Source organism: Streptomyces sp. NPDC036813, assembly GCF_055609245.1.
The window spans coordinates 132,253-151,333 of the sequence record NZ_JBVJPV010000006.1 but is presented as its reverse complement, the minus strand read 5'-3'; the positions used below and the strand labels follow the sequence as shown (position 1 = coordinate 151,333).

Sequence of the window (19,081 nt, the reverse complement as noted above, 5' to 3'; positions counted from 1 at the left end):
ACTCCGCGACGGCGGAGGGCGGCCTCCGGCAGCGCCCGCCTCCGCGCGGCCCATGGTGCAGAAAGGCGGACACTCCCGATGACCGACACAACCCCCCTCGACGCCTCAGCCGTGGACGTGACCGGACTCGAGGCGGCGCTGCGGGAGACCGTGGACGCCGAGGTGCGGTTCGACGCCGGGAGCCGGGGCGCCTATGTCACGGACGGCTCCAACTACCGTCAGGTACCGATCGGCGTGGTCGTCCCCCGTACCGTCGAGGCGGGTGCGCAGGCGGTCGAGGTGTGCGCGCGCTTCGGCGCACCGGTGCTCTCCCGCGGCGGCGGCACCAGCCTGGCCGGGCAGACCACCAATACGGCGGTGGTCATCGACTGGACGAAGTACTGCCACCGCCTGATCTCGGTGGACCCCGACGCCCGCACCTGTGTGGTCGAACCGGGCATCGTCCTCGACGAACTCAACCGCCTCCTCTCCGATCACCGGCTGCAGTTCGGACCCAAGCCCTCCACGCACAGCCACTGCGCGCTCGGGGGCATGATCGGCAACAACTCGTGCGGGGCGTCCGCGCAGGCCTACGGCAAGACGGTGGACAACGTCCGCCGGCTGGAGATCCTGACCTACGACGGACTGCGCATGTGGGTGGGGCCGACCTCCGAGGCCGAGCGGGCGAGGATCGCCGCCGAGGGCGGGCGCAAGGCCGAGATCTACGCCGGCCTCGACCGGGTCGTCACCGAGTACCTGGCCGACATCCGGCGCGGCTTCCCGAAGATCCCGCGCCGCGTCTCCGGGTACAACCTCGACTCCCTGCTGCCCGAGAACGGCTTCGACCTGGCCAAGGCGCTCGTCGGCAGCGAGGGCACCCTGGTCACCGTCCTGCGCGCGGAACTGGACCTCGTGCCCGTGCCGCCGTACCAGTCGCTGCTGGTCCTCGGCTACGACGACATCTGCGCCGCCGCCGACGACGTGTCCCACCTGCTGGAGCACTGCTCGCCCAGTCAACTGGAGGCGCTGGACGGCCGGATGGCGCAGCTGATGCGGGAGGAGGGTGCCTACCTCGACTCCCTCAAGGTCCTCCCCGAGGGCGACAGCTGGCTGATGGTGCAGTTCAGCGGTGACAGCCAGGAAGACGTCGACGAGCAGGCGCACGCGCTGCTGCGCGCCGTCGGCCGCGACGAGAAGGACCCGCGGGTGGCGTTCTCCGACGACCCGGCCCGCGAGGACAAGATGCTCAAGGCCCGGGAGGCCGGTCTCGGCGTCACCGCGCGCCCGCCGGACGGACGGGAGACGTGGGAGGGCTGGGAGGATTCCGCCGTACCGCCGGAGCGGCTGGGCGACTATCTGCGGGACCTGAAGGCGCTGTTCGACGAGTTCGACTACGGCCACCCGTCGCTGTACGGGCACTTCGGGCAGGGGTGCGTGCACACCCGTATCCCGTTCGGGCTGAAGACCGCCGAAGGCGTCGCCCGCTTCCGCCGTTTCGTCGAGCGCGCAGCCGACCTCGTCTCCTCCTACGGAGGGTCCCTGTCGGGCGAGCACGGTGACGGCCAGTCCCGCGGCGAACTGCTGACCCGCATGTTCGGCGAACGGCTGGTGACCGCCTTCGGCGAGGTCAAGAGGGTGTTCGACCCGGGCAACCGGATGAACCCCGGCAAGGTCGTCGACCCCAACCCGGTCGACGGGCAGCTGCGCCTCGGCCCCAGCTGGCGGCCCGACAACCCCGCGACGCACTTCCAGTACCCGGAGGACGAGCACTCCTTCACCCGCGCGGTGATGCGCTGCGTCGGCATCGGCAACTGCCGCAGCCACTCCGGCGGCGTGATGTGTCCGTCGTACCGGGCCACGCTGGAGGAGGAGCACTCCACGCGCGGGCGGGCCCGGCTGCTGTTCGAGATGCTGGACGGCCACGACGACTCGCTGATCACCGACGGCTGGCGCTCGACCGAGGTGAAGGACGCCCTCGACCTGTGCCTGGCCTGCAAGGGCTGCAAGTCGGACTGCCCGGTGAACGTCGACATGGCCACCTACAAGGCCGAGTTCCTCTCGCACCACTACGAGGGGCGTCTGCGGCCCGCCGCCCACTACTCCCTGGGCTGGCTGCCGCTGTGGGCCCGGTTCTCGCGTCTGGCCCCCGGCCTGGTCAACACCGCGATGCAGGCGCCGGTGCTGTCCACGCTGGGCAAGCGGCTCGCCGGAGTGGCCGAGGAGCGGCAGCCGCCGATGTTCGCGCGCCAGTCGTTCCTGCAGTGGTGGCAGGAACGCGGGGCGCAGGAGCCCGACCCGGCCGATCCGCGCACGGTGGTGCTGTGGCCCGACACCTTCAGCACCTACTTCCACCCCTCCATCGCGATCTCGGCCGTGCGGGTCCTGGAGGACGCCGGATTCCGGGTCGCCGTGCCCACCGAGCCCGTCTGCTGCGGTCTGACCTGGATCTCCACCGGGCAGCTCGGCGTCGCCGAGAAGACCCTGCGGCGCACCCTGGCCGTGCTGCGGCCCTACATCGAGGCGGGCACCCCGGTCATCGGCCTCGAACCCTCCTGCACCGCGGTGTTCCGGGCCGACGCGGTCGAGCTGATGCCGGCCGACCAGGACGTCAAACGGCTCTCGGTGCAGGTCCGCACCTTCGCCGAGCAACTGGTGCACCACGCGCCGGACGGCTGGCGGCCACCCCAGCTCGGCCGGCAGGCGACCGTGCAGACGCACTGCCACCAGCACGCCGTCATGAAGTTCGACGCCGACCGGGAACTGATGCGCCGCGCGGGCCTCGACGCCGACGTCCTGGACGAGGGCTGCTGCGGCCTGGCCGGCAACTTCGGCTTCGAACGCGGCCATCACGAGGTCTCCATGGCCATCGCCGAGCAGGGCGTCCTGCCCGGGGTGCGGGCCGCGGCCCCCGGCAGCCTGGTCCTCGCCGACGGCTTCAGCTGCCGCACCCAGATCGAGCAGGGCGACACCGGCCGCCGGGCCCTGCACCTGGCCGAGGCGCTCGCCCTCGGCCTCGACGGGAACCTGCCGAGCCGGCAGCCCGAACGACTGGCGACGCGGCCCGCGCCACCCTCCCGCACCGCCCGGTGGGCGGTCACCGCGGGTGTCTCGGTCCTCGCCGCGTCGGCCGCCACCGCCACCGTACGCACCGCCTACAAGCGGCTGCGCGGCCGCTGACCGGTCCACCCGGCCAGGAACCCGCGCGCTGCGCGAACACTCTTCGGAAAGGTCCTCGAACATGTCGATGAAGGTCTCCGACCACATCCTCGAACGTCTGCGCGACTGGGGGGTGGAGCACGTCTTCGCCTACCCCGGCGACGGCATCAACGGCCTGCTCGCGGCGTGGGGCCGCGCCGACGACAACCCCCGTTTCATCCAGGCCCGCCACGAGGAGATGGCCGCCTTCGAGGCCGTCGGCTACGCCAAGTTCTCCGGCAAGGTCGGCGTCTGCGCGGCCACGTCCGGGCCCGGCGCGATCCACCTGCTCAACGGCCTGTACGACGCCAAGCTCGACCACGTCCCGGTCGTCGCGATCGTCGGCCAGACCAACCGCAGCGCCATGGGCGGCTCCTACCAGCAGGAGGTCGACCTGCTGAGCCTGTACAAGGACGTCGCCTCCGACTTCTGCGAGATGGTCACCGTCCCCGAGCAGCTGCCCAACGTGCTCGACCGCGCGATGCGCACCGCCATGGCACGACGGTCCGTCACGGCCGTCATCATCCCCGCCGACGTCCAGGAACTGGACTACTCGCCGCCCGGGCACGCCTTCAAGATGGTCCCCTCCAGCCTCGGCATGCCCCACTACGCGCCGGTCCCCAGCGACGAGGACATCACGCGTGCCGCCGAGGTGCTCAACGCGGGCGAGAAGGTCGCCATCCTGGTCGGCCAGGGCGCCCGCGGTGCCCGTGAGGAGGTCATGGCGGTCGCCGAACGCCTCGGCGCGGGCGTCGCCAAGGCACTGCTCGGCAAGGACGCCCTGGACGACGACCTGCCCTACGTCACCGGCTCCATCGGACTGCTCGGCACCCGGCCGTCGTACGAGCTGATGACGGAGTGCGACACCCTCCTGGTCATCGGCTCCTCCTTCCCCTACACGCAGTTCCTGCCGGAGTTCGGGCAGGCGCGGGCCGTGCAGATCGACATCGACCCGCACATGGTCGGCATGCGCTACCCCTTCGAGGTCAACGTCGTCGGTGACGCCCGGGCGGCGCTCACCCGGCTGCTGCCCCTGCTCAAGGCGGGCAAGAACAAGAGCTGGCGCAAGAAGATCGAGAAGGACACCTCCCGCTGGTGGGAGGTCATGGAGCGGCGGGCCGAGGTCGACGCCGACCCGGTCAACCCCGAGTACGTGGCGCACGCCCTCAACGACCTGCTGCCCGACAACGTCATCATCGCCTCCGACTCCGGCTCGGCCGCCAACTGGTACGCCCGCCACCTGAAGCTGCGCGGGGCCATGCGCGGCTCGCTCTCCGGAACCCTCGCCACGATGGGCCCGGGAGTGCCGTACGTCATCGGCGCCAAGTTCGCGCACGGCGACCGCCCGGCGATCGCGCTGGTGGGCGACGGCGCGATGCAGATGAACGGCATGGCCGAACTCATCACCATCGCCAAGTACTTCCGCGAATGGGACGACCCGCGGCTGGTCGTCGCCGTCCTCAACAACCAGGACCTCAACCAGGTCACCTGGGAGATGCGCGCCATGTCCGGCGCGCCGCAGTTCCTGCCCTCCCAGTCGATCCCCGACATCCCCTACGCCGATTTCGCCCGCATGATCGGCCTGCACGGCATCCGCGTCGACAAGCCCGAGGACGTCCGGGGCGCCTGGGAGACCGCGCTGGCCGCCGACAGGCCGTGCGTCCTGGACTTCGTCACCGACCCGGCCGTCCCGCCGATCCCGCCGCACGCCACCCTCGACCAGATCGAGGCGGCGGCGACCTCGATCCTCAAGGGCGACAGCGACCGGGCGGGCATGGTCCGCCAGGGCTTCAAGGCCAAGGTCCAGGAGTTCCTGCCCGGCGGCCGGCACCGCGAGGGCCGGCCCGGCACGGAGGGGGGCAAGTGAGCAGTGCCCCGGCCGCGGCGCGCGTCGGCCTCGCGGCCGGCGCCGTACACGGCCTCGCCACCACCCGCGCACCGGCCCGCGTGACAGCAGGAGACAGCGACCGATGAGCACCACCACGCCCTTCCCGCCGCACGCGCTGCACGACTACGCGCTGCTGGCCGACGGGGAGCGCGGCGCACTGATCGGGCCCGACGGAGCCGTGAACTGGCTGTGCGCGCCCACCTGGCACGACGACGCGGTCTTCGCCTCCCTCATCGGCGGCGCGGGGGTCTACGCGGTGACCCCGCGCAGCCGCTGGGTGCCCGGTGGCTACTACGAGGAAGGCACACTGATCTGGCGCAGCCGCTGGGTCACCACCGACGGCGTCGTCGAGTGCCGCGAGGCCCTGGCCTTCCCCGGCGACGCCGACCGGCTGGTCCTGCTGCGACGGCTGCGCGCCGTGCACGGCACCGCCCGCGTCAGGGTCGTCCTCGACCCGCGCGCCGACTACGGCCGCGCACCCGTCGCGTCCACCCACCGCTCCGACGACGGCGTCTGGCACCTCACCACCGGCCGCTACCGTCTGCGCTGGCAGGGCGCCGCGTCGGCGGTCGCCGGCGCCGACGGTCTGCGCGCCGACCTGGAGCTCGAGCCCGGCGAGAGCCACGACCTGGTGCTGGAGTGCTCCGCCGCGCCGCTGCCGCACGACCCGCCGGTGGCGGAGCGGGCCTGGGCCGACACCGAGCGGGCCTGGCGGCGGACCGTGCCCGGGCTCGAGCACACCGCCGCTCCCGGCGACGCGCGCCGCTCCTACGCCGTCCTGCGCGGCCTGACCGCCCACGGCGGCGGCATGGTCGCCGCCGCCACCACCAGCCTGCCCGAACGCGCCGAGGCCGGCCGCAACTACGACTACCGGTACGTCTGGATCCGCGACCAGAGCTATGCCGGGCAGGCGGCGGCCGCCGTCGGCGCCCCCGAACTCCTGGACCCCGCCGTCCGGTTCGTCGGCGCCCGCCTGCTCGCCGACGGCCCGCGCCTGACGCCCGCCTACACCGTGCACGGCGCCCCGGTCCCCGACCAGCGCGAGCTCGACCTGCCGGGCTACCCGGGCGGCTCCAGCCGGATCGGCAACCGCGTCGAGAAGCAGTTCCAGCTCGACTGCTTCGGCGAGGCGCTCCTGCTGTTCGCCGCCGCCGAACGCAGCGGCCGGCTCGACGGCGACGGCTGGAAAGCCGCCGAGACCGCCGTCCGGGCCATCGCCGAGAGGTGGCGCGAACCCGACGCCGGCATCTGGGAACTGGACGACCGGCCCTGGACGCACAGCCGCCTCACCTGCGTCGCCGGGCTGCGCGCCCTGGCCGACGCCGCGCCCCGCCGGCCCCTCGCCCGCACCTGCACCGACCTCGCCGACACGCTGTTCGCCGACACCGCGCGAAGCAGCGTGCATCCCGACGGGCACTGGCAGCGCACCCCCGACGACCCCGCCGTCGACGCGGCCCTGCTGCTCCCCGCCCTGCGCGGGGCTCTGCCCGCCGACGACCCGCGCACCCGCGCCACCCTGGCCGCCTGCCGCGAGCACCTGACCCAGGACCACTTCATCTACCGGTTCCGCCACGACGACAGGCCGCTGGAGGAGGCCGAGGGCGCCTTCCTGCTGTGCGGCTTCCTCATGGCGCTGGCCGAACAGGAGCAGGGCGACGCCGTCGAGGCGCACCGCTGGTTCGAACGCAACCGGGCTGCCTGCGGAGCCTCCGGACTCTACGCGGAGGAGTTCGACATCGCCCAGCGGCAGTTGCGCGGCAACGTACCCCAGGCGTTCGTCCACGCCCTGCTGCTGGAGACCGCCGCCCGCCTCACCCACGACCCCGCACCCCGCCAAGGAGGGAGCTGAACCCATGACCGAGACCGTCGTCATCACCGGCGCCAGCGCCGGCATCGGACGGGCCACCGCACGCCTGTACGCAGGCCGAGGCGCCGACATCGTCCTCATGGCCCGCGGCCGGGCCGGACTGGACGCGGCCGCCGAGGAAGTCGAGTCCCTGGGTGGACGGGCCCTGGTGCAGGAGACCGACGTGGCCGACCCGGACCAGGTGGAGGCCGCCGCCGCGGCCGCCGAGGAGCGGTTCGGCCCCATCGACGTCTGGATCAACTGCGCGTTCAGCACCGTCTTCGCCCCCTTCGACGAGATCACCGCCGAGGAGTACCGACGGGCCACCGAGGTGACCTACCTGGGCTTCGTCAACGGCACCCGGACCGCGCTGAAGCGGATGCTGCCCCGCGACCGCGGCACGATCGTGCAGGTCGGTTCCGCGCTGGGGGAGCGGTCCGTGCCACTGCAGTCGGTGTACTGCGGAGCCAAGCACGCCATCAACGGCTTCACCTCCTCGCTGCGCACCGAACTGCTGCACCGCGGCAGCAACGTGCACGTCACGATCGCGCAGATGCCGGCCGTCAACACCCCGCAGTTCTCCTGGGTGACCAGCAAGCTGTCCAAGCACCCCCAGCCCGTCCCGCCGATCTACCAGCCGGAGGTCGCCGCGCGCGGTGTCGTCTACGCCGCCGACCATCCGCGCCGCAAGCAGTACTACGTCGGAGCCACCACGCTGGCCACCATCTGGGCCAACCGCTTCTTCCCGGCTCTGCTGGACCGCTACCTGGCCCGCACCGGCTTCGACTCCCAGCAGACGGACGCGCGCCCGCCGACCGGCGTCAGCAACCTCTTCGAACCGGCGGACGCCGCGCCCGGCACCGACCACGGCGCGCACGGCATGTTCGACGACGAGTCGCACGGCCGTTCCTTCGAGGCCGCGCTGACCCGCCATCCGGCCGCGGTGGTGTCCGTGCTCGCAGTCGGCGCCGCGGTCACCGCGAAGGCCGCACTCGGCCGACGCGGCAGGTGAACGCCCTGTCTCGTTCCCGAGCCCCGAAGGAGGAGTGAGAGGCGATGTCCGAGGAGCGGCAGGGGACGGAGACGGACATTCCCTCGGCGTCCGGGGCAGGCGAGGGGGGCCTGGACCGGGAGGCGGAAGACGTCACCCTGGCCTTGATGGCCGCGTCGCGACTCATCGTCGCGCTCTCGGCACGAGCCCTCGCCTCGGTCGACGTGCCGCTCACGCTGCCGCAGCTGCGCTCGCTGGTGACGCTGCGCACCCGTGGCCCGATCACCCTGACCACCCTCGCGGCCGACCTGGAGGTCAACCCCTCCACGGCCCTGCGAATGGTCGAGCGTCTCGAGGCCCAGGAACTCATCGACCGACGAGCCAACCCGGACAACCGCCGGGAGACCCTGCTCCAGCTGACCCCGAAGGCGCGAGAGCTGGTCGACCGGGTCCTGCACCACCGGCGCACGGCGATCCGCGCCCTGGTCGAGCGGCTCCCCGGGCGGGAACGCGCCGTCCTCGTCCCCGCGCTCACGGCCCTCACCGCCGCCGCCGACGAACTCGCTCTCGCCCGGGTTGCCGACCCGTCGTCGCAGGACGCCGACCTGCCCGCTGGTGAGAGTGCTCCGGACGGCCGGTGACGCGGACTGCTCACCGCGTCCGCGCGGAGCGGTCTGTGAGCGCACGGCGGAGGAATGTTCACCGACGTCAGGGGCACACGCAACGCACGGGTGCGCGGCTGCCGACCGGCCGCGTCGGGGAGGGGCGTGGCCGTGCGTATATGGCAGGAGAGTACGGAGGTAGGCCCGCGACCGGGCCACATGTCGCCGCTGGGCGCCACCTTCGACGGCGCGGGGACGAACTTCGCCGTGTTCTCGGAAGTGGCGGACCGGGTCGAGCTGTGTCTCTTCGACGAGGACGGCACCGAGGAGCGCATCCCACTCAGGGAGGTGGACGGGTTCGTCCACCACATCTACCTGCCGGACATCGGCCCGGGCCGGCGTTACGGATTCCGGGTGCACGGCCCGTACCGGCCGGAGCGTGGGGAGCGCTGCAACCCGAGCAAGCTGCTGCTCGACCCCTACGCCAAGGCGATCGAGGGCGAAGTGGAGTGGAACGAGGCGCTCTTCCCCTACCACTTCGGCGACGCCGGCCGGCGCAACGACCTGGACTCCGCGCCGTACGTCCCGAAGTCGGTGGTGGTGAACCCGTACTTCGACTGGGGCAGCGACCATCCGCCGCGGACGCCGTACCACGAGACCGTCGTCTACGAGGCCCATGTGAAGGGCATGACCCGGACGCACCCGGCGATACCGGACGCGATGCGCGGCACGTACGCAGCGCTGGCGCACCCGGCGATGGTCGACTACTTCGTCAAGCTGGGCGTCACCGCGGTGGAACTGATGCCGGTCCACCAGTTCGTCCAGGACCACGCGCTGGTCGAGAAGGGCCTGTCGAACTACTGGGGTTACAACACCCTCGGCTTCTTCGCCCCGCACAACGCCTACTGCTCCTCCGGGCAGCGGGGCGAGCAGGTGCAGGAGTTCCGCGCGATGGTCAAGACGCTGCACGAGGCCGGCATCGAGGTGATCCTCGACGTCGTCTACAACCACACCGCCGAGGGCAACCACCTCGGTCCTGTGCTGTCGCTGCGGGGCCTGGACAACGCGGCGTACTACCGCCTGTCCGAGCAGGACCCGCGCTACTACTGGGACACCACCGGCACGGGCAACAGCCTGCGGATGAACCACCCGCACACCCTCCAACTGATCATGGACTCGCTGCGGTACTGGGTCACCGAGATGCACGTCGACGGCTTCCGCTTCGACCTGGCCGCCACCCTCGCCCGGCAGTTCCACGAGGTGGACCGGCTGTCGTCGTTCTTCGACCTGGTCCAGCAGGATCCGGTCATCTCGCAGGTGAAGCTCATCGCCGAGCCGTGGGACGTGGGCGACGGCGGCTACCAGGTCGGCAACTTCCCGCCGCTGTGGACAGAGTGGAACGGCAAGTACCGTGACACGGTCCGCGACTTCTGGCGGGGCGAGGGCGGCACACTCGGCGAGTTCGCCTCCCGTCTGACGGGCTCCTCCGACCTGTACCAGAGCGACGGCCGCCGCCCCTACGCCTCGGTCAACTTCGTCACCGCCCATGACGGCTTCACCCTGCGCGACCTGGTGTCGTACGACGGCAAGCACAACGAGGCCAACGGTGAGGGCAACCGCGACGGGGAGAGCCACAACCGCTCCTGGAACTGCGGCGTGGAAGGACCCACCCGCGACCGGGACGTCCTCGCCCTGCGCGCCCGCCAGCAGCGCAACCTCCTCGCCACCCTGCTGCTCTCCCAGGGCGTGCCCATGCTGCTGCACGGTGACGAACTCGGCCGCACCCAGCACGGCAACAACAACGCCTACTGCCAGGACAACGAACTGACCTGGATCGACTGGTCGGACGCCATCGAGGGAAGCGAGCTGCTGGACTTCACCCGCAGGCTGATCACCCTGCGTCGCGAGCACCCTGTCTTCCGCCGCCGGCGGTTCTTCAAGGGGCGGGCTCCTCGGGGAACGCTTACCGAGGCGAAGGACATCGCCTGGTTCACCCCGGCCGGGCAGGAGATGACGGACGGGGACTGGGAGACCGGGTTCGCCAGGTCCCTGATGGTCCACCTCAACGGCAAGGCCATCACGGAACCCGACCTGCGGGGCCTGCGGGTGGAGGACGACTCGTTCCTTCTGCTGTTCAACGCCCACAGCCAGGCCCTCACCTTCACGCTGCCGGAGGACCTCGGCCCCTGGTGGGCGGTGGAGGTGGACACGGCCATTCCCTACGTGGAGTACCGGCCGTTGATCAAGGGCGGCAGCGACGTCGAGGTCGAGGCCCGCGCCATGTTCGTCCTGCGTGGCCACGAGCACGGCTGATCACCCTGCCGCAACCCGGGTCCGGCCCGTCGCCCAAGAGAGGGCGTCGGGCCGGACAGTGGTTCGGGGGTGGGGTCAGGCGGCCAGCACCTGCGTCGTGCCGGTGGCCGCACCCCGGTCGGCTCGCAGGCGTTCCAGCAGGGCGTCGGCGGCGGCGAGGGCCTCGTCCACCGACCGTGTGCCGGTCATGACGCACAGGGTGTAGCCGCTGTCCTCGAGTTCCCGGCTGGAGCGGCCGGTGGGCTGCAGATCATGACGGAACCGGGCCTCGGCGAAACGGGCCAGCACCGCACGCAGTTCCTTCTCCGCAGGCAGCAACACAGCGACACCCTCTCTGCACAGGCGAGCCGTCACCGGTCCTCGCGACATGTGAGCGCGCGCACCCGACCGCACGTACGGCAGTTGACGGGAAGCACACGCTTGATCCGGTGAGTCGTGTGCCCCGCCGGCCTCACGGTATGCACGGCGCTTTGCGCGCTCCGCCGACCTGACAGGTCCCCGCTGCTCCGATGTCGCCGCTCCGATGTCACGGGGGGCCCTTGTCGCCCATGGTCGGTGGCGGGGGAGTGTCGAAGCGGACGGAGATCTTCTCGAACCCCTTGAAGGACTCCGTCGTCGCGTAGGAGCGGTAGGCGCGCAGGTCACCCGTGGCGAGATGGACCCGGTCGGTGAACGGTGTGAGCAGGCTGCGCGGCCACAGCCGCAGGCAGCGCACGGCGATGACCTCGGCTGCGATGAGGTACACGACGGCGGCGAGGTAGATCCAGGCGAGCAGGCCGAGCACGATGCCGAACATGCCGTACGTCGCCGTGGTACCCCGCAGCACGTGCCCGACGTAGTACGAGCCGCCCCACTGCAACGCCTGCCAGGCGCACGCGGCGCCCAGAGCCGGTCCGTACGTCGTCCGCCGCGGCAGATGGCGATGGGTCATGAGCCGGTAACTGACGAGCAGGAGAGCCGCGTTGATGACGACTCCCGCCGCGCCGATGGCGATCCGCAGGCCCAGCGCCAGGCGGGTGCCGAAGATGCCGGTGGCGGACTCCGCGGTGGACAGCGCCGTCGTCAGCACGAGGCCGAGGGCGAGCAGGAGCAGGAAGGAGAGGCTGTTCATGCGTGAGCGCAGCGGGTCGGGCCGGGCATGTCGCGGTACGGCGAAGATCTTGTCCAGGGCGTGCTGCACGGCCTGCGCCACCCCGAGGGCGCCGTAGATGCTGCCGGTGACACCCACCGCGACGGCAGCGCCGCTGCCGTGGAAGGAGTGGATGTTCTGGCCCAACTGGTCGCCGATCACCGGGAACTCGCCGAGCGCCGAATGGAGCACCGAGTGCTGCAGGTCCGGGTTGCCGTGCAGGGCGGCGCTGAGGACGGCCACCAGGAACAGCAGGAGAGGAAAGAGCGAGACGAAGCCGTAGTACGCCAGCAGCGCGGCGAGGTAGGTGGCCTGGTCGTCGAAGAACTTGTACGCCACGGCCAGCGGCATGCCCGCCCACCGGTGCCGTCGCTGATATCTGTCCAGCCGGGTCAGCACGTCCATGTGCGCTCCCACAACACTCGGGGGCGAGTTCCGCCCCTCGGCGGACGCCCGCAGCATTCCGGTGCCCTACGGGACCGATCCCACACTGCCCGCAGAGGAGCCTTTCGGATCATCGGCCGATGGCCCGCACGCTCGATGCCGTCAGCGCCGGCGCGGCGGGCGGCGCGGCGGCATCTCCAGGGCCAGACGCAGCTGCGGCTCGAAGAGGCGGATCACCTCGTCGCGGCTCATCGAACCGACAGGCTCGAGCCGCAGCAGGTAGCGGGTGGTGATCAGACCCGCCAGCACGCTGGAGAACGCGGCCGCGCGTCGGCGCGCGTGCGGCCCGCCGGCGAGTTCGGCGAGCCGCTCCACGATCTCGCCCTCCAGCGCCTCCCTGACCAGCGCCGCGACCGCGTCGTCCTGCAGGGCGCTCTTGACCATGGTGACCAGAGCCGGCCCGGACTCCGGGGCCTCCCATACGGCGGTGACCTGCCGCAGGACCCGTTCGGGGAAGGAGTCCCGGTCGCCCTCACGTACCAGCCGGGCCACGAGCTCCGCCGGGTTGGCCGACAGCGCGAGGGCGGCGCCGAACAGGCCCTTCTTGGAACCGAAGTAGTAGCTGAGCAGGGCCAGGTCGACGTCCGCCTCGGCGGCGATCGACCGCATGGTGACCGAACGGTATCCGTGCTCGAGGAACCGCCGGCGGGCGACGGCCGCGATCTTCCGGCGCGTGTCCGGTCGTCCTGGCCTGCGCCCGCGCCTGGGCCCTTCGTCGCTCATGGTCGAGATGCTAATCCCGCTCTCGTCGGGCGAGCCGGGTCCCGCTCGGCCGGCCGTACGAATTCATCAAGCGGGCGGTCCCGGGACAGCTTCCCGGGGTGACGACGGCAGGCAGAGGCGACCCGCACGGCATCGTAGACCTCACACCGCAGATCAGCGCGCTGCCGGTGCGGGGACGACAGGTGGCAGACGCTCCGATCTCGGGCGCAGCGATTTCATCAGCGTGGCGGCCGTCGGCGCCGCGCGCCGAACCTGGTGGTGGTCACCCGTACAGACGGGTCCGGCCCGGTCCGGCCCCGAGGAAAGCAGGAACAACATGTCCTCGCCCACCGCCCCCGCCACCCCACCGGCGGTCCGTCATCGTCCGGTGCTGGTCGTCACCTGCCTGGCCCTGGGCACCGTGGTCGCGGCCATGGCGTCCCTGAACGTGGCACTGCCCGACCTCGCACGGGACACACACGCCACGCAGACCCAGCTGTCCTGGGTCATCGACGCCTACAGTCTCGTCTTCGCCTCGCTGCTGCTGCCGGCCGGTGCCCTCGGCGACCGGTTCGGCCGGCGCAGGGCGCTGCTCGCCGGGCTCGCCGTCTTCGGCGCCGGATCAGCGGCGGCCGTCCTCACCACCGCCCCCACGGCGCTCATCGGGCTGCGCGGCGTACTGGGCCTGGGCGCCGCGCTGGTCATGCCGGCCACCCTGTCCACCATCACCAGCACCTTCCCGCGCGCCCAGCGGGCACGCGCGGTGAGCGTGTGGGCCGCCGTCGCCGGAGCCTCCGCCCTGCTCGGGGTCTTCACCACCGGAGCGCTGCTCGAACAGTGGTCGTGGCGCTCGGTGTTCTGGCTGAACGTGGCCCTGGCCGTCATCGCACTCGTGGGCACGCTGGTCTTCGTACCGGAGTCGGCCGAGTCCGATCAGCCCCGGCTGGACGTCATCGGCGCCGTGCTGACGGTCGTCGCCCTGGTCGCGCTCGTCTATTCGGTCATCGAGGCTCCCACGCGGGGCTGGGGCGACCCGCTGACCGTCGGTGGCATCGGGCTGGGCCTGCTGATCCTGGCCGGCTTCGTGCTCTACGAACTGCGCCGCGAGCACCCGCTGCTCGACCCGCGTCTGTTCCGCAACCGGCCCTTCGCCGCGGGCTCGCTGTCGATCACGCTGCAGTTCTTCGTGTTCTTCGGCTTCATCTTCGTGATGATGCAGTACCTGCAACTGGTGCGGGGCGACAGCGCCCTAGTGGCCGCGACGTCGATGATCCCGATGGCACTGGCCATGGTGCCGGTCTCGCGCCTCACCCCGCGCCTGGTGACCAGGTTCGGCTTCCGCGCACCGTGGACCCTGGGCCTGGTGGCCGTCGCCGTGGGCATGGGCGTGCTGTGCCAGGTCGACGCGGACAGCTCCTACTGGCTGATCGCCACCGGCCTCGTCCCCCTCGGTGCCGGAATGGGCCTCGCCATGACGCCGGCCACCACCGCCATCACCGACGCCCTGCCGCGGTCCCTGCAGAGCGTGGGGTCGGCCATGAACGATCTCTCCCGCGAACTCGGTGGCGCGCTCGGCATCGCCGTCCTCGGCAGCATGCTCAGTGCCTCCTACCGCAGCCATCTCGATCTCACCGGCGCTCCGGAACCCGTGGCCGAGGCCGCCCGGTCCTCACTGGCCGCCGCCCACGCCGTCGGCGGCCCCGTCGCCGCGCAGGCCCCCGGCGCCTTCGTCGACGGCATGCACGTCGCTCTGCTGGGCGCCGCTGTAACAGCGGTTCTGGCCGCCGTCGCCGTCGCGGTGCTCATGCGGCGAGCAGAGCACCCCGACCGTTCCGGTCCCGCTCCCGCCTCCGACGGCACGCCCGTCAGTCACGGCGAAGCCTCCCGGAGCCTTTCGCCCCGCGGGTGACCGCCCTGGAGGCAGGCATCGAAGACGCGGCCCCGGCCGGCCGGAGAGCCGGCCGGGGCCGCGTCGAGCTCGGCACGGGAGCGGCGGCCGTCAGGCGTAGAACCGCGAGAGGCTCTGCAGCACGGCGGCCGGCTTGGTGCCGCCGTCGATCTCGATGGTGCCGTCGACCTGGATCTGCACTCCGCCGGGCACGTCCTCGACCGACGCCAGCCGCGCGGCCAGCCGGATCCGGGAGCCCGCCGTCACGGGTGCGGGGAAACGCACCTTGTTCAGGCCGTAGTTGACCTTCGTGGTCACGCCCTCGACCTGGAGCAGGTCCGTGAAGAGCGGGATGAAGAGGGCCAGGGTCAGATATCCGTGCGCGATCGTCGCACCGAAGGGGCCGTCCTTCGCCCGGACCGGGTCGACGTGGATCCACTGGTGATCATCCGTGGCGTCGGCGAAGGTGTCGATGCGCTCCTGGGTGGCGTCGATCCATGCACTGGTGCCGAGGTCGCTGCCGGCCAGCTTCCTGAGGGCGTCCAGGCCGTTGACGGTGATGCTCATGAGCCGTTCCTTTCGGGGCGGAGCACGGTGGGGAGTTCGCTGTGGACTCCGGGGAGGGATGCGGGGAAGGGCCCGGGAAGAGGGGTGCCGTACCGGGCGCGCACCCGGGACTTGAGGAGCTTTCCGGACGCGGTGCGGGGCAGTTCGCCCACGACGACGACCGACTTGGGGATCTTGTACTTGGCGAGACGGCCGGCCAGAGAGGCGAGCACGTCGCCGGGATCGAGCGGGACGCCTTCCCGGGGCACCACGACCGCGCGGGGCACCTCGCCCCAGGTGGCGTCGGGGACACCGATGACGGCTGCCTCGGCCACGCCAGGGTGGGCGAGGAGCAGGTCCTCGACCTCGGCGGGGTACACGTTCTCCCCACCGGAGATGATCATGTCCTTGATGCGGTCGACGACGTAGACGTAACCGTCCTCGTCGACGTGGGCGGCGTCCCCGCTGCGGAACCAGCCCTCGGTGAAGGAGGCCGCCGTCTCCTCGGGCAGACCCCAGTAACCGGCCATGACGTGGGGACCGCTCACCAGGACCTCGCCCGTCTCGCCGGTGCCGGCCGGGGTGAGATCGGGCCGGACGACGCGGACGTCGCAGAAGAAGTGCGGCACCCCGGCGGAACCCGTCTTGCTCGGCGCGTGCTCGGCGTCCAGCGAGAGCACGCCGGGGGAGGCCTCGGTCATCCCGTAGCCCTGGAGGAAGGTCAGGCCGCGTTCCTGGTAGGCGGTGAGGAGCGAGGTGGGGGCCGGGGCGCCGCCGCACGTCAGCAGGCGCACGGTGGACAGGTCTGCGTCGGGCCAGCGCGGATGACGGGCCAGCTGCTCGAACATCGTGGGCACCCCGAACATGAAGGTGATGCCCTCTTCCTCGATCAGGTCCAGGGTCGCCGTCGGTTCGAAGCCCTCGGCCAGGACGCAGGCGCCGCCCTTCAGCAGCACCGGCAGGGCGAGCATGTTCAGCGCAGCCGTGTGGAACAACGGCGCCGAGACCAGGGCCCGTTCGTCGGCGGTCAGGTCGAAGTCGACGAGCACGTCGAAGGCGTTCCAGGTGAGGTTTCCGTGCGTGAGCATGGCACCCTTGGGGCGCCCCGTCGTGCCGGAGGTGTACATGATGATGCAGGTGTCATCGAGGGCGACGGGCTGGTCGATCGGCTCGTCGTCGCCGGATGCCAGCAACTCCTCGTACTCCTGGCCCACCTGGACGCGGGCGCGTACTGCGGTGGTGTCCGGCAGTGCCGCGACCAGGGCGGCCGACGACGGCGCGTGGACGAGGAGCCCGGCTCCGGAGTCGGTGAGCTGGTAGGCGATCTCCGGCCCGGCGAGGCGGGTGTTGAGCGGCACGAAGACGGCACCGAGGGCACCGGCGGCGAACAGGGTCTCCAGATAGGCGGGATGGTTGGGGCCGAGGTAGGCGATCCGGTCACCGCGCCGCACGCCCTGCGCGCGCAGGGCATGTGCCAGCCGGGTGGCACGCCGGTGCAGTTCGGCGTAGCTGATCCGGGCGCCGCCGTGGATCAGCGCGGTGCGGTGCGGGGTCTTGCGCGCCCGGCGTGCGGGCCAGGAACCGAGTCCGGTGTTGCGCATCGTCGCGCCCCTTACGGTGTCGTCAGCCCGAGCAGGCGGGCGGCGTTCTCCTTGAGGATCTTCGGCCGGACCTCGTCCTTGACCGGCAGCTTCGCGAAGTCGGCAAGCCAGCGGTCGGGGGTCAGGACGGGGAAGTCGGAGCCGAAGAGCACCTTGTCCTGCAGCAGCGTGTTGGCGTACTGCACGAGCTGCGGCGGGAAGTACTTCGGTGACCAGCCGGACAGGTCGATGTGCACGCCAGGTTTGTGCGTGGCGACGGCGAGCGCCTCGTCCTGCCAGGGGAAGGACGGATGGGCCAGGATGATCTTCAGATGAGGGAAGTCCGCGGCCACGTCGTCGACATGAAGGGGGTTGGAGTACTTGAGCCGGATCCCTCCGCCGCCCGGCACGCCGGCGCCGATGCCGGTCTGCCCGGTGTGGAACAGCGCGATCGTCCCCGTCTCCTCCATCACCTCGTACAGGCCGTACGCCACCGGGCGGTCGTCGGGGAAGAAGCCCTGGATGCTGGGGTGGAACTTGAAGCCCTTGACCCCGTACTCCTCGACCAGTCGCCGGGCCTGCTTCACGCCCGCCCTGCCGCGGAAGGGGTCGACGGAGGCGAACGGGATGAGCACGTCGGCGTTTTCGGCGGCGGCCTCGGCGACCTCCTCGTTGGGCACCGGCGGCGTGCCGGTGGCGGACTCGGCGTCCACCGTGAAGATGACGGCGGCCATCCGGCGCTCGCGGTAATAGGCGGCCGTCTCCTGAAGGGTGGGCTTCCGCTCGCCCGCCACCTTGAAGTAGGCGGCGGAGGCGGCGTGCAGGTCCTCGTCCAGGGAGGCGTGGCCCTTCGAGGAGACCTCGGCGTGGGTGTGGACATCGATCGCGGTGAGCTGTTCGAGGTCCATCAGGCCTCCGGCAGCCGGGGTGCGGGGATGCCGACCGTCTGGAGTTCGGCGCCGACGGAGGTGGGCCAGGCGTCGGCCAGGGCCTCGGGGCTCCAGCCGCCGTCGGCGTAGGCGGCGCGGATCTCCTGCGGGTGCGACCACAGGGCGACCTTGTCGCCGCCGATGCCGATGCACTGGCCGGTCACGGAGCGGGCGTGCTCGGAGGCGAGGAAGGGGACCAGCGCCGCACAGTCCTCGGGGGTGCCGAACCCCTCGCCTGCGCGCAGGAAGGAGGGCAGCGCCTCGCCCTGTTTCAGGGCCTCGACGTAGGGGGCGAAGGCGGGGATGGTCTCGGTCATGGCGGTGGCGGCGACCGGCACGATCGCGTTGACGGTGATCTGCGCGCGGGCCAGCTCCATCGACCAGGTACGCGCCATGGCGGCGATGCCCGCCTTGGCGGCGGCGTAGTTGGTCTGCCCGAAGTTGCCGCGCTGCCCGGCCGGGGAGCCGACCAGGATCAGGCTGCCGCCCTCGCCCTGCTCCCGCATGCGGACGGCGGCGGCTCGGGCGCAGGTGAAGGTGCCCTTGAGATGCGTGGTGACGACGGCGTCGAAGTCGTCGTCGGTCATCTTCCACAGCACCTTGTCGCGCAGGATGCCGGCGTTGGTGACCAGCACGTCGAGTCGGCCGAACTCCTCGACGGCACGGTTCACCAGGCGGTCGGCGGCCTCGGTCGTGCCGACGGCGGAGACCTCGGCGACGGCGGTACCGCCGGCCTCGGTGAGGGACTTCACGGCCTGGTCGGCGACGGCTTCGTCGATGTCGTTGACGACGACGGCGGCGCCTCGGGCGGCCAGCGCCCGGGCGTAGGCGAGGCCGAGACCACGGCCGCTGCCGGTGACGACGGCGACCTTGCCGGTGAGATCGATGGGGGGCATGAGCGGGTGCCTTTCGGTCGGAACGGCGGCCACCGGCTCGCCGCAGCAGCGCGGCGCAGCAGGGTGCCGCAACACATGCGCCGCAGCGGTGCGGTGCGGATGACGGTGGCGAGCGGCGTCGTATTCGAAGCTATGGACAATCATTGTGCTCGT

General features: G+C 71.6%; 14 protein-coding genes. 7 read left to right on the top strand and 7 right to left on the bottom strand.

The genetic code is table 11. From position 1 onward, the window contains the following. Positions 1-78 precede the first annotated feature (78 nt). The 6 genes from ACZ67Q_RS15115 (at position 79) to glgX (ending at position 10,814) form a co-directional block, all read left to right on the top strand. Positions 79-3,156, top strand: a complete 3,078-nt coding sequence (locus ACZ67Q_RS15115) for an FAD-binding and (Fe-S)-binding domain-containing protein (RefSeq protein ID WP_471181425.1) — start codon at positions 79-81, stop codon at positions 3,154-3,156. A 61-nt stretch (positions 3,157-3,217) separates the two neighbouring features. Continuing rightward, positions 3,218-5,041: a thiamine pyrophosphate-requiring protein gene (locus tag ACZ67Q_RS15110; protein ID WP_471181422.1), complete on the top strand. Its 1,824-nt coding sequence runs from the start codon at positions 3,218-3,220 to the stop codon at positions 5,039-5,041. A 103-nt stretch (positions 5,042-5,144) separates the two neighbouring features. After that, positions 5,145-6,911 carry a glycoside hydrolase family 15 protein gene (locus ACZ67Q_RS15105; protein ID WP_471181419.1) on the top strand — a complete coding sequence of 589 codons (1,767 nt, stop codon included), beginning with the start codon at positions 5,145-5,147 and terminating at the stop codon, positions 6,909-6,911. A 4-nt stretch (positions 6,912-6,915) separates the two neighbouring features. Next, positions 6,916-7,920 (top strand): SDR family oxidoreductase, encoded by a 1,005-nt coding sequence (locus ACZ67Q_RS15100; protein WP_471181416.1) that lies wholly within the window; start codon positions 6,916-6,918, stop codon positions 7,918-7,920. A gap of 44 nt (positions 7,921-7,964) precedes the next feature. Then, positions 7,965-8,540 (top strand): MarR family winged helix-turn-helix transcriptional regulator, encoded by a 576-nt coding sequence (locus ACZ67Q_RS15095; protein WP_471181413.1) that lies wholly within the window; start codon positions 7,965-7,967, stop codon positions 8,538-8,540. 180 nt (positions 8,541-8,720) lie between these two features. Then, on the top strand, positions 8,721-10,814 hold the full coding sequence (gene glgX, locus ACZ67Q_RS15090; RefSeq protein ID WP_471181939.1) for a glycogen debranching protein GlgX: 2,094 nt from the start codon (positions 8,721-8,723) through the stop codon (positions 10,812-10,814). Between the two features lie 75 nt (positions 10,815-10,889). On the opposite strand, the gene ACZ67Q_RS15085 is transcribed toward glgX, so the two are convergent. The 3 genes from ACZ67Q_RS15085 to ACZ67Q_RS15075 form a co-directional block, all read right to left on the bottom strand. Further along, the gene (locus tag ACZ67Q_RS15085; RefSeq protein WP_471181410.1) at positions 10,890-11,135 is read right to left on the bottom strand and encodes a DUF5133 domain-containing protein; all 246 of its coding nucleotides are present in this window, start codon (positions 11,133-11,135) and stop codon (positions 10,890-10,892) included. A gap of 205 nt (positions 11,136-11,340) precedes the next feature. Continuing rightward, positions 11,341-12,348 (bottom strand): YihY/virulence factor BrkB family protein, encoded by a 1,008-nt coding sequence (locus tag ACZ67Q_RS15080; protein WP_471181407.1) that lies wholly within the window; start codon positions 12,346-12,348, stop codon positions 11,341-11,343. 141 nt (positions 12,349-12,489) lie between these two features. Beyond that, the gene (locus tag ACZ67Q_RS15075) at positions 12,490-13,110 is read right to left on the bottom strand and encodes a TetR/AcrR family transcriptional regulator (protein ID WP_471181404.1); all 621 of its coding nucleotides are present in this window, start codon (positions 13,108-13,110) and stop codon (positions 12,490-12,492) included. Positions 13,111-13,426: 316 nt separating this feature from the next. Here ACZ67Q_RS15075 and ACZ67Q_RS15070 point away from each other — a divergent pair, with 316 nt between their 5' ends. Further along, positions 13,427-14,998: an MFS transporter gene (locus ACZ67Q_RS15070; RefSeq protein WP_471181402.1), complete on the top strand. Its 1,572-nt coding sequence runs from the start codon at positions 13,427-13,429 to the stop codon at positions 14,996-14,998. A 90-nt stretch (positions 14,999-15,088) separates the two neighbouring features. On the opposite strand, the gene ACZ67Q_RS15065 is transcribed toward ACZ67Q_RS15070, so the two are convergent. From ACZ67Q_RS15065 to ACZ67Q_RS15050, 4 genes are read right to left on the bottom strand one after another with little or no spacing between them, the layout of a single operon-like run. Beyond that, positions 15,089-15,544 (bottom strand): MaoC family dehydratase, encoded by a 456-nt coding sequence (locus ACZ67Q_RS15065; RefSeq protein ID WP_471181399.1) that lies wholly within the window; start codon positions 15,542-15,544, stop codon positions 15,089-15,091. Beyond that, positions 15,541-17,124: an o-succinylbenzoate--CoA ligase gene (gene menE, locus ACZ67Q_RS15060; RefSeq protein WP_471181396.1), complete on the bottom strand. Its 1,584-nt coding sequence runs from the start codon at positions 17,122-17,124 to the stop codon at positions 15,541-15,543. Before menE ends, ACZ67Q_RS15065 begins: the two co-directional genes overlap by 4 nt. Positions 17,125-17,135: 11 nt before the next feature. Next, entirely contained in the window at positions 17,136-18,011 is an 876-nt protein-coding gene (locus ACZ67Q_RS15055; protein WP_471181393.1) for an amidohydrolase family protein, read from the bottom strand. Further along, positions 18,011-18,928: an SDR family oxidoreductase gene (locus ACZ67Q_RS15050; protein ID WP_471181390.1), complete on the bottom strand. Its 918-nt coding sequence runs from the start codon at positions 18,926-18,928 to the stop codon at positions 18,011-18,013. The genes ACZ67Q_RS15055 and ACZ67Q_RS15050 overlap by 1 nt, the downstream gene beginning before the upstream one ends. Between the last annotated feature and the right edge of the window lie 153 nt (positions 18,929-19,081).

Bases quoted from the DNA above. Each gene is read 5' to 3' on its own strand.
- ACZ67Q_RS15065 (WP_471181399.1), bottom strand. From the start codon at position 15,544: ATGAGCATCACCGTCAACGGCCTGGACGCCCTCAGGAAGCTGGCCGGC.
- ACZ67Q_RS15110 (WP_471181422.1), top strand. From the start codon at position 3,218: ATGTCGATGAAGGTCTCCGACCACATCCTCGAACGTCTGCGCGACTGG.
- menE (WP_471181396.1), bottom strand. From the start codon at position 17,124: ATGCGCAACACCGGACTCGGTTCCTGGCCCGCACGCCGGGCGCGCAAG.
- ACZ67Q_RS15095 (WP_471181413.1), top strand. From the start codon at position 7,965: ATGTCCGAGGAGCGGCAGGGGACGGAGACGGACATTCCCTCGGCGTCC.
- glgX (WP_471181939.1), top strand. From the start codon at position 8,721: ATGTCGCCGCTGGGCGCCACCTTCGACGGCGCGGGGACGAACTTCGCC.
- ACZ67Q_RS15075 (WP_471181404.1), bottom strand. From the start codon at position 13,110: ATGAGCGACGAAGGGCCCAGGCGCGGGCGCAGGCCAGGACGACCGGAC.
- ACZ67Q_RS15080 (WP_471181407.1), bottom strand. From the start codon at position 12,348: ATGGACGTGCTGACCCGGCTGGACAGATATCAGCGACGGCACCGGTGG.
- ACZ67Q_RS15100 (WP_471181416.1), top strand. From the start codon at position 6,916: ATGACCGAGACCGTCGTCATCACCGGCGCCAGCGCCGGCATCGGACGG.
- ACZ67Q_RS15055 (WP_471181393.1), bottom strand. From the start codon at position 18,011: ATGGACCTCGAACAGCTCACCGCGATCGATGTCCACACCCACGCCGAG.
- ACZ67Q_RS15070 (WP_471181402.1), top strand. From the start codon at position 13,427: ATGTCCTCGCCCACCGCCCCCGCCACCCCACCGGCGGTCCGTCATCGT.
- ACZ67Q_RS15115 (WP_471181425.1), top strand. From the start codon at position 79: ATGACCGACACAACCCCCCTCGACGCCTCAGCCGTGGACGTGACCGGA.
- ACZ67Q_RS15105 (WP_471181419.1), top strand. From the start codon at position 5,145: ATGAGCACCACCACGCCCTTCCCGCCGCACGCGCTGCACGACTACGCG.
- ACZ67Q_RS15050 (WP_471181390.1), bottom strand. From the start codon at position 18,928: ATGCCCCCCATCGATCTCACCGGCAAGGTCGCCGTCGTCACCGGCAGC.